We start from the raw sequence: 8,850 nt of genomic DNA on the forward strand, positions 1-8,850 counted from the left end.
GGCCGCGCGTGAGGCGCGTCTGGTGCCGGGCATGGTGGTGCTGCAGGTGGGGCGCACCGCGGTAGGCAGCGTGGCCGCGCTGAACCGCGAGCTCGCCGGCTACAAGAAGGGGGATGTGGTCATGTTGCTGGTGCGGGCGGGCGCAAACAGCGCGTTTGTGGCGGTCCGGGCTGGCGATTGATCCCTTCCGAATACCTGCAGTACCGGACAGGAGCCGCCCTCGGGCGGCTCCTGTCGTTCAGCTGCCGGCCAAACCCTGTGCGAGGGCCGGCCCTAGCATGCGATAATGCCGCGTTATCCTGACGACGCCGCGCGCCGCCGCCACCTATGTCACACGATTCAATGCGGATGATCCGCAACTTCTCCATCATCGCCCACGTCGATCACGGCAAGTCCACCTTGTCCGATCGCATCATCCAGCTGTGCGGCGGTCTGACCGCGCGCGAGATGGAAGCGCAGGTGCTCGACAACAATCCGATCGAGCGCGAACGTGGCATCACGATCAAGTCGCAGTCGGTGTCGGTGCCCTACACGGCGCGCAACGGCGAGACCTACTTCCTGAACTTCATCGATACCCCCGGGCACGTGGACTTCTCCTATGAAGTCAGCCGCTCGCTGGCCGCCTGCGAGGGCGCGCTGCTGGTAGTGGATGCGGCGCAGGGCGTGGAGGCGCAATCGGTGGCCAACTGCTATACGGCCATCGAGCAGGGCCTGGAAGTGGTGCCGGTGCTGAACAAGATCGACCTGCCGACGGCCGACATCGATCGTGCCAAGGCCGAGATCGAGGCTGTGATCGGCATCGACGCCTCCGACGCGGTGGCGGTCAGCGCCAAGACCGGCCTGAACATGGAAGACGTGCTGGAAGCCATCGTGCACCGCATTCCGCCACCGGCCGACCGCGGCAGCGACAAGTTGCAGGCGCTGATCATCGACTCGTGGTTCGACAACTACCTGGGCGTGGTCTCGCTGGTGCGGGTGATGCAGGGCCAGATCAAGGCCGGTGACAAGATCCAGGTCATGTCGACCGGGCGTTGGCACCTGGTCGACAAGGTCGGCGTGTTCACTCCCAAGCGCAAGGAAATGCCGGCCCTGCGCGCTGGCGAGGTGGGTTGGATCAATGCCAGCATCAAGGACGTCCATGGCGCGCCGGTCGGCGACACGTTGACCCTGCTGGCCGACCCCGCCCCAGAGCCGCTGCCCGGTTTCCAGGAAATGCAGCCGCGCGTGTTTGCCGGCCTGTTCCCGGTGGATGCGGACGATTACCCGGATCTGCGCGAGGCGCTGGACAAGCTGCGCCTGAACGACGCCGCGTTGCGCTTCGAGCCGGAAAGCTCCGAGGCGATGGGCTTCGGCTTCCGCTGCGGTTTCCTCGGCATGCTGCACATGGAAATCGTGCAGGAGCGCCTGGAGCGCGAGTACAACCTCGATCTGATCAGCACCGCGCCGACAGTGATCTACGAGGTGCTCAAGAGCGATGGCAGCATCGTGATGATGGACAACCCGGCCAAACTGCCACCGATCAACCAGGTGGAAGAGATCCGCGAGCCGATCATCCGCGCCAACATCCTCACCCCCGAGGAACACATCGGCAGCATCATCAAGCTGTGCGAAGAGAAGCGCGGCAGCCAGATCGGTATCAACTACATGGGCAGCCAGGTGCAGATCAGCTATGAGCTGCCGATGGCCGAAGTGGTGCTGGACTTCTTCGACAAGCTCAAGTCGGTCAGCCGTGGCTATGCCTCGCTGGACTACCACTTCGTGCGCTTCGACGCCGGTCCGTTCGTGCGCCTGGACGTGCTGATCAATGGCGACAAGGTCGACGCGTTGTCGTTGATCGTGCACCGCAGCCATGCGGACCGCCGTGGTCGTGAACTGTGCGAAAAAATGAAAGACCTGATCCCGCGGCAGATGTTCGACGTGGCCATCCAGGCCGCAGTTGGCGCGCAGATCATCGCCCGTACCACGGTCAAGGCGATACGCAAGAACGTGCTGGCCAAGTGCTATGGTGGCGACGTTTCGCGCAAGAAGAAGCTGCTGGAGAAGCAGAAGGAAGGCAAGAAGCGCATGAAGCAGGTCGGCCGCGTGGAAATTCCGCAGGAGGCCTTCCTGGCCGTGCTGCAGATGGACAACAAGTAATCGGGCCTTGCCCCGGGCTGCGTCTTTGCAACGCTAAGGATGACGGATGAAATGGTTTGAAATCGCCCTGGTGGTATTGACGCTGGGTTCGGGCTTGGTGCTGTTGCTGGACAAGTGGTTTCTGGCCAAGCGGCGGGCCGCCAATGCCTCGTTGCTGGAGGGCGAAGAACCCGCGCTGGTCGATTACTCGCGGGCCTTCTTCCGGTGCTGGCCGTGGTGCTGGTGCTGCGCAGCTTCGTTGCCGAGCCGTACAAGATCCCGTCCAGCTCGATGATGCCCAACCTGCTGATCGGCGATTTCATCCTGGTCAACAAGTTCTCCTATGGTTTCCGGCTGCCGATCACCAATACCAAGATCATTCCGGTGGGCGAGCCCAAACGCGGCGATGTGGTGGTGTTCAAGCCGCCGCACGCGCCGGACCAGAACTGGATCAAGCGCGTGGTGGGTTTGCCGGGAGATCGCATCGGCTTCCACGGTGACACGCTGTCGATCAACGGCGAGCCGGTGACTTACCAGGCACTCGGCGAGTACATCGGCAAAGGGCGCGGTGCGGAAATGACCGGTGCGGCCTTGCTCACAGAAAATCTGCCCGGGCGCACGCACACTGTTCTGGAATGGCTGGGGCGCGCCAGTCCGATGGGACAGGGGGACTGGGTGGTGCCGGACGGCCAGTACTTCGTGATGGGCGACAATCGCGACAACAGCGAAGACAGCCGTTTCTGGACCCAGACCCATTTCCTGCCGGAGCAGAATCTGCGCGGCAAGGCCTTCCTGATCTGGCTCAATTGTGAGGGCTGGTTCTGCAAGGGCAGCTTCGAACCGTCGCGGATCGGGACGGGAATCCAATGAGTTCACAACGCGTTTCTGGGGAGATCGCTATGAATCACAAGGCTATGAATCGCAAGCAGCGCGGTATGACGCTGACTTCGTTCCTGATGGTGCTGGCCGTTGTTGGCTTTGCGCTTTACATCGGCATGAAGCTGTTCCCGATGTATCAGGAATTTTACGCGGTGAAGGTCGCAATGAAGTCGCTGGCGAATGAGTCCGGCAGCGCGGACATGGATCCTGGCAAAGCGCAGGAGTTGTTCTTCAAGCGCATGGATATGAATTATTCCGATACGGTGAAGCGAGACAACATCAAGTTTGACCGTATCGAAGGCGGCTGGCGCATGAGCGTCAACTACGAGGTGCGTAAGGCGTTGATCGGCAATCTGGATATCGTCGGGCGCTTTGACAATTCTCAGGATCTGACAAAACGCGGTGCCGAATAAACCATTCCAGCGGGGTGATCTGATCGGTCACCCGTTCAAGGATCAGGGCTTGCTCAAGCAGGCCCTGACCCATCGCAGTGCCGGCGCTCCGCATAACGAGCGTCTGGAGTTCCTTGGCGACAGCATCGTCAATATGCTGATCGCCGAAGCGCTGTTCCTGCGCTGGCCCAAGGCCGACGAAGGTGCGTTGACCCGTGCCCGCGCCACCCTGGTCTGCGAAGGCGCGCTGGCAGTTGTCGCCCGTGCGCTGCAACTGGGCGAGCGCCTGACCCTGGGGCCGGGTGAAATGAAGTCCGGCGGGCACCGGCGCGACTCGATCCTGGCAGACACCGTGGAAGCGTGGTGGCCGCTATCTACCTGGATGCCGGATTCGAGGCCTGCCGTACCCGGGTGCTGCCCTGGTTCGAGGCCGCGCTGGCCGCCGTGCCGGTGAACAAGCCGGAAAAAGATCCCAAGACCCGCCTGCAGGAGTGGTTGCAGGCCCGGCAGAAGACACTGCCGGTATACGAGCTGGTATCGGAGACCGGCGACGACCATGCCAAGCACTTCCATGTGCGTTGCAGCGTGGCTGACCCTGCCGTGGCGACTGAAGGCGAAGGCACTTCCAGGCGGCTGGCCGAACAACAGGCGGCCGCGGCCGCGATCGAGCAATTGGATTCGAAGTGAACGACTCATCCTCCCATCGTTGCGGCAGTGTTGCCGTCATCGGTCGCCCCAATGTGGGCAAATCCACCCTGACCAATGCCCTGGTCGGGGCCAAGATCAGCATCGTCTCCAACCGTCCGCAGACCACGCGTCATCGGTTGCTGGGCATCGCCACGTTCCCGGAAGGGCAGCTGGTGCTGGTTGATACCCCAGGCCTGCATCGCCAGCAGAAGCGGGCGATGAACCGGGTGATGAACCGGGCGGCGCGCAGCTCGCTGGAAGGTGTCGATGCCGGCTTGCTGGTGATCGAGGCCGGGCGCTGGGACGAAGAGGACACGCTGGCCTTCAACGTGTTGCGCGACGCCGGTATCCCGGTGGTGCTGGTGGTCAACAAGGTCGACCGGATGAAGGACAAGGGCGCGCTGCTGCCGTTCCTGCAGCAGATCACCGAAGGCCGTGATTTTGCCGCCGTGCACCCGGTGTCCGCGCTCAAGCGCAATGGGCTCGAGCAGCTGGTGAAGGATCTGCTTAAGCTGGTCCCGGAAGCGCCGCCAATGTTCGGCGAGGATGAAATCACCGATCGCAGCCAGCGCTTCCTTGCCGGTGAGCTGGTGCGCGAACAGCTTATGCGTCAGCTCGGTGAGGAGTTGCCCTACGCCACCACCGTGGAAATCGAGCGCTTCGCCGAAGATGGCAATCTGCTGCGTATCGGTGCGGTGATCTGGGTCGAGCGCGAAGGGCAGAAGGCCATCGTGATCGGCAAGGGCGGCGCGCGCCTGAAGGACATCGGTGCCAAGGCCCGGCAACAGATGGAGCGTCTGTTTGATGCCAAGGTGTTCCTGGAAACCTGGGTGCGCGTGCGCGAAGGCTGGTCCGATGACGAGGCCGCGCTCAAGGCATTCGGTTACGGCGACAACTGAGGCACAGGCGTGATCGCCCGCCGGTGATCGTCCATGCGGATCGATGACGAACCCGCCCATGTGCTGCATGCGCGGCCGTGGCGCGAGACCAGCCTGCTGGTCGAGGTGCTGACCCGCGAGCACGGCCGGCTGGGCCTGCTCGCGCGCGGCGTACACGGTCCGCGCAAGCAGGTATTGCGGGCCGCATTGCAGCCTCTGCAATACATCCATTTCGATGCGGTCATGAAGGGCGAGCTGGCGCAGTTGCGCCGTGCGGAAAGCCAGGACGCCGCGCCGCGGCTGCTGGGGCCGGCGATGTTGGCCGGGTTCTATATCAGCGAACTGGTCCTGCGCCTGGCACCTCGCCAAGACCCGCTGCCCGAGCTCTATGAGCCTATGCAATGGTGCGCTCCCGCTTGGGAGGCGGCGAGCCACTGGCGTGGTCATTGCGGCGCTTTGAGCGGGATCTGCTGGAAGCGCTGGGTGTCGGCTTTGACTGGCAGTACACGGCCGACGGGCAGCCGATCGATCCGGCTGCCCGTTACCGGCTGGACCCGCAAGGCGGGCCGCAGCGATTGCTCAGCGAGCGCGGTACCGGCGAGCGGCGCCATCTGGCTACCGGCGCGGCATTGCTGGCCTTGGCCGAAGACCGCATCCCGGCGCCAGATGATCTGTCGAGCCTGCGCCCGCAGATGCGTGCGGTGCTGCTGCATCATCTGGGCGGGCGTGGCCTGAAATCGTGGGAGATGCTCGGTGATCTGAACGCCCGCCGCGATTGACCTGACTCAGTGCAGCAACGCGTCCACCGCGGTGGCGAACTGCTGCCGCGCCACCTGCGAATCAGGGGCCTGCTGCAACTGGCGTACCGCCCGGCCCAGTCGCGATGCACCGACAAAACCGCAGCTGGCCTGCAGGCGATGCAGCTGGGAGCGCAGCATCGCGTCATCGTGCTGCTGGCAGGCCGAGACCACGGCATCCCGGGTCGTGGGAAGCTCGCTGAGGAACAGGTCGCGCAGCGCGTTCAGGTGTTCGCGCTGACCGTTGAGCGCGCTCAGCGCCGCGGTTTCGTCCCAGTCCGAAGCCGATTCCTCACTGACGAAACTGGCATCGTCGCCGCCCCGGGCGAGCGTGCGGCGCACGGTTTTGAGCAGCGTTTCGCGGCTCATGGGTTTGATCAGCGTTTCGCAGAATCCTGCTTGGCGCAGCCGCTGGCCGGCCGTCGCGGAGGCGTCCGCGGTATGCGCCACGGCCGGCACTCCCGGATGGATTTCACGCAAGCGCCTGAGCAGGGCCGGACCGTCGCCGTCGGGCAGATTCACATCGATCAGCCACAGGTCGTGGCGCACAGCCGCGCTGCGCTGCAGGGCGCTGGCGAACGAATCGGCGATATCCACGTGGGCCGGCAACGACTCCAGTGCGGCCTGGAAAAATCCCTGGCTGGTCATGTCGTCCTCGACCAGCAGCAAGCGGGGAATGGTTGTCCCCTGATCATGCGTATTCATATGGCTGCCTCCATGTCAGCTGCAGGTTGCATCTTAGCGAGGCGTGAGCCAGCCGCAAGCGACGGGAGTCCGTTTGTGCCGCATCTGCGACAATACGCCCCCTTTTGCGCGCAGCCGTTTGCCACGTGGCCCGATCCAGAACCCCCCGCATAGACAAAACGCCGTTCCAGACCGACATCCTCGACCTGAGCCACGATGGCCGTGGCGTGGCCCGCCGTGAAGGCGAGGGTGGCAAGGTGACCTTCATCAGCGGCGCGTTGCCGCAGGAAACGGTGATGGCCGAGCAGACCGGCAAAAGCCGGCACTTCGATGAGGCCCGCACCGTGGAGGTGCTGACGGCATCGCCGCATCGCGTTGAGCCCCGTTGTCCGCATTTCGGTGTTTGTGCCGGCTGCGTGCTGCAGCACCTGGACGAGTCGCAGCAGATCGTTGCCAAGCAGCGTGTGCTGATGGACAACCTGGAGCGCATCGGCCATGTGAAGCCCGGTACCGTGCTGCCGCCGCTGGCCGGCGACAGCTGGGGCTATCGCCGCAAGGGTCGCTTCTCGGTGCGGCGGGTGGAGAAAAAGGACAAGACCCTGGTGGGTTTCCGTGAACTGGATCCACGGTTTGTCGCCGATCTGGAGCAATGCCTGACGGTGATTCCGGAAATCGGCACCAAGGTGTCGGCGCTGTCGACCTTCATCGAGACGCTGGACGTCAAGCGCGATATCCCGCAGATCGAGTTCATCGGTGGCGATGCCGCCATCGCCCTGACCATTCGCCACCTGCAGCCGCTGTCCGACGCTGACACGCAGGCGTGGATCGCGTTCGGTCAGGAGCACGGCTTTGCGATCTACCTGCAATCCGGCGGTCTGGAGACAGTGCAGCCGCTGTGGCCGGCCGACGGTGTGGCGCTGTCTTTCGCGCTGCCGCAGTGGGATGTGGAACTGGCGTTCCGTCCGCTGGATTTCATCCAGGTCAACGCCAAATTGAACCAGCAGATGATCGCCCACGCGCTCACGCTGCTGGATGCGCAGCCGGATGAACGCGTGCTCGACCTGTTCTGCGGGCTGGGCAACTTCACCCTGCCGCTGGCGCGCACGGTGCGTGAAGTGGTGGGCGTGGAAGGCGAGGCCGGGCTGGTCGCACGCGCCAAGGAAAACGCGCAGCGCAACGGTCTGGACAACGCGCAGTTCTACGCCGCCGACCTGACCCAGGACCAGCGCCATACGCCGTGGATGAAGCAGGGGTTTGACAAGCTGCTGCTGGACCCGCCGCGTTCGGGCGCCATCGATGTGCTGCAGCAGCTGCCACTGAAGCAGTTCAAGCGCATCGTGTATGTCAGCTGCCATCCCGGCTCGCTGGCACGTGATGCCGGCTATCTGGTCAACGAACAGGGCTTCACCCTGGTCAGTGCCGGGGCGATGGACATGTTCCCGCACACCGCCCATGTGGAAAGCATTGCCGTGTTCGAGAGGAAGTAAGCCGTGGGCATCGAGATTGAGCGCAAGTTCCGGGTCCGCGGCGATGGCTGGCGCGCTGCGGCGCATGCGGTGATCCCGATGGCGCAGGGCTACCTCAACGACGTCGGGGCGATGGACAGTGGTGCGCAGAAGGCTTCGGTGCGCGTGCGCATCCAGGGCGAGGCGGCTTACCTGAACATCAAGTCGCGCCAGCTGGGCCACACCCGTCAGGAGTTCGAATACCCGGTGCCGGTGGGTGAGGCGCGCGAGCTGCTGGCGCTGTGCGTCGGGGGCCTGATCGACAAGCGCCGGCATCTGGTCCGTCACGACGGCCTGTTGTGGGAAGTGGATGAGTTTCTCGGCGAAAACGCCGGGCTGGTGGTGGCCGAGGTCGAGCTGGAGAGCGCCGACCAGGTGTTCGACAAGCCCGATTGGGCCGGCGCCGAAGTCACCGATGAGCTGCGCTACTACAACCTGGCGTTGGCCTCGCGTCCGTATGCGCAATGGAGCGCTGAAGAGCGCGGCTGATACCGCCGATCAAAGGAAACCGTCATGCGTATCGATATCTGGTCCGACGTGGTCTGCCCCTGGTGCTGGATCGGCAAGCACCGCTTCCAGCGCGGGCTTGAGCTGATGGGCGAAAACGCATCGTCCGTGGAGGTGCACTGGCACCCGTTCCTGCTCGATCCCGATGCCGATGCCACCCCCGTACCGCTGCGCGAGGCCTATGCGGCCAAGTTCGGCGGGGCCGAACGCACCGCGCAGATGCTGGCGCAGACCCAGGCGGCCGCGCGTGCCGAAGGGTTGCCGATGGATTTCGAGCAGGGCCAGGTGCGGGTGACCACGTTGCCGGCCCATCGTCTGCTGTGGCTGGCGGGCCGCGAAGGCGTGCAGGAGCAAGTGGGCGAGGCGTTGTTCCATGCCCACTTCGCGCAGGGCCGCAATCTGGCCG

7 protein-coding genes and 4 pseudogenes are annotated in these 8,850 nt (G+C 64.2%); 10 read left to right on the forward strand and 1 reads right to left on the reverse strand.

Going from position 1 to position 8,850, the window contains the following annotated elements; genetic code table 11:
• The 7 genes and pseudogenes from JCM9942_RS06825 to recO form a co-directional block, all read left to right on the forward strand.
• Positions 1 to 181, forward strand: a pseudogene (locus JCM9942_RS06825) (peptidase S1); the annotation flags it as partial.
• 161 nt (positions 182 to 342) lie between these two features.
• The gene (lepA, locus tag JCM9942_RS06830) at positions 343 to 2,136 is read left to right on the forward strand and encodes a translation elongation factor 4 (RefSeq protein ID WP_054658655.1); all 1,794 of its coding nucleotides are present in this window, start codon (positions 343 to 345) and stop codon (positions 2,134 to 2,136) included.
• Between the two features lie 46 nt (positions 2,137 to 2,182).
• Positions 2,183 to 2,985: pseudogene (gene lepB, locus JCM9942_RS06835) on the forward strand (signal peptidase I).
• A 44-nt stretch (positions 2,986 to 3,029) separates the two neighbouring features.
• On the forward strand, positions 3,030 to 3,407 hold the full coding sequence (locus tag JCM9942_RS06840; protein WP_089153148.1) for a DUF4845 domain-containing protein: 378 nt from the start codon (positions 3,030 to 3,032) through the stop codon (positions 3,405 to 3,407).
• Positions 3,397 to 4,073, forward strand: a pseudogene (gene rnc / locus JCM9942_RS06845) (ribonuclease III). The gene JCM9942_RS06840 and the pseudogene rnc overlap by 11 nt, the downstream one beginning before the upstream one ends.
• Positions 4,070 to 4,972, forward strand: a complete 903-nt coding sequence (era, locus tag JCM9942_RS06850; RefSeq protein WP_054658659.1) for a GTPase Era — start codon at positions 4,070 to 4,072, stop codon at positions 4,970 to 4,972. Before rnc ends, era begins: the two are co-directional and overlap by 4 nt.
• A 33-nt stretch (positions 4,973 to 5,005) precedes the next feature.
• Positions 5,006 to 5,730, forward strand: a pseudogene (gene recO, locus JCM9942_RS06855) (DNA repair protein RecO).
• Between the two features lie 6 nt (positions 5,731 to 5,736).
• Here the strand turns inward: recO and JCM9942_RS06860 are convergent.
• Positions 5,737 to 6,453, reverse strand: a complete 717-nt coding sequence (locus JCM9942_RS06860; protein ID WP_054658661.1) for an Hpt domain-containing response regulator — start codon at positions 6,451 to 6,453, stop codon at positions 5,737 to 5,739.
• A gap of 125 nt (positions 6,454 to 6,578) precedes the next feature.
• Between JCM9942_RS06860 and rlmD the strand changes: the two genes are divergently transcribed.
• The 3 genes from rlmD to JCM9942_RS06875 all read left to right on the forward strand — a co-directional run.
• A complete protein-coding gene (gene rlmD / locus JCM9942_RS06865; protein ID WP_054658663.1) occupies positions 6,579 to 7,919 on the forward strand; it encodes a 23S rRNA (uracil(1939)-C(5))-methyltransferase RlmD in 1,341 nt (446 codons plus the stop codon).
• 3 nt (positions 7,920 to 7,922) lie between these two features.
• Positions 7,923 to 8,426 carry a CYTH domain-containing protein gene (locus JCM9942_RS06870; RefSeq protein ID WP_054658665.1) on the forward strand — a complete coding sequence of 168 codons (504 nt, stop codon included), beginning with the start codon at positions 7,923 to 7,925 and terminating at the stop codon, positions 8,424 to 8,426.
• Positions 8,427 to 8,450: 24 nt separating this feature from the next.
• Positions 8,451 to 8,850: DsbA family oxidoreductase (locus JCM9942_RS06875; protein WP_172675062.1), on the forward strand; the 400-nt coding region annotated here is incomplete at its 3' end.

The sequence above is a fragment of the Stenotrophomonas pictorum JCM 9942 genome (assembly GCF_001310775.1).
Classification (GTDB): domain Bacteria; phylum Pseudomonadota; class Gammaproteobacteria; order Xanthomonadales; family Xanthomonadaceae; genus Stenotrophomonas; species Stenotrophomonas pictorum.

Coding starts and splice junctions, on each gene's coding strand:
- lepA (WP_054658655.1), top strand. CDS start 343: ATGCGGATGATCCGCAACTTCTCCATCATCGCCCACGTCGATCACGGC.
- JCM9942_RS06840 (WP_089153148.1), top strand. CDS start 3,030: ATGAATCGCAAGCAGCGCGGTATGACGCTGACTTCGTTCCTGATGGTG.
- JCM9942_RS06860 (WP_054658661.1), bottom strand. CDS start 6,453: ATGAATACGCATGATCAGGGGACAACCATTCCCCGCTTGCTGCTGGTC.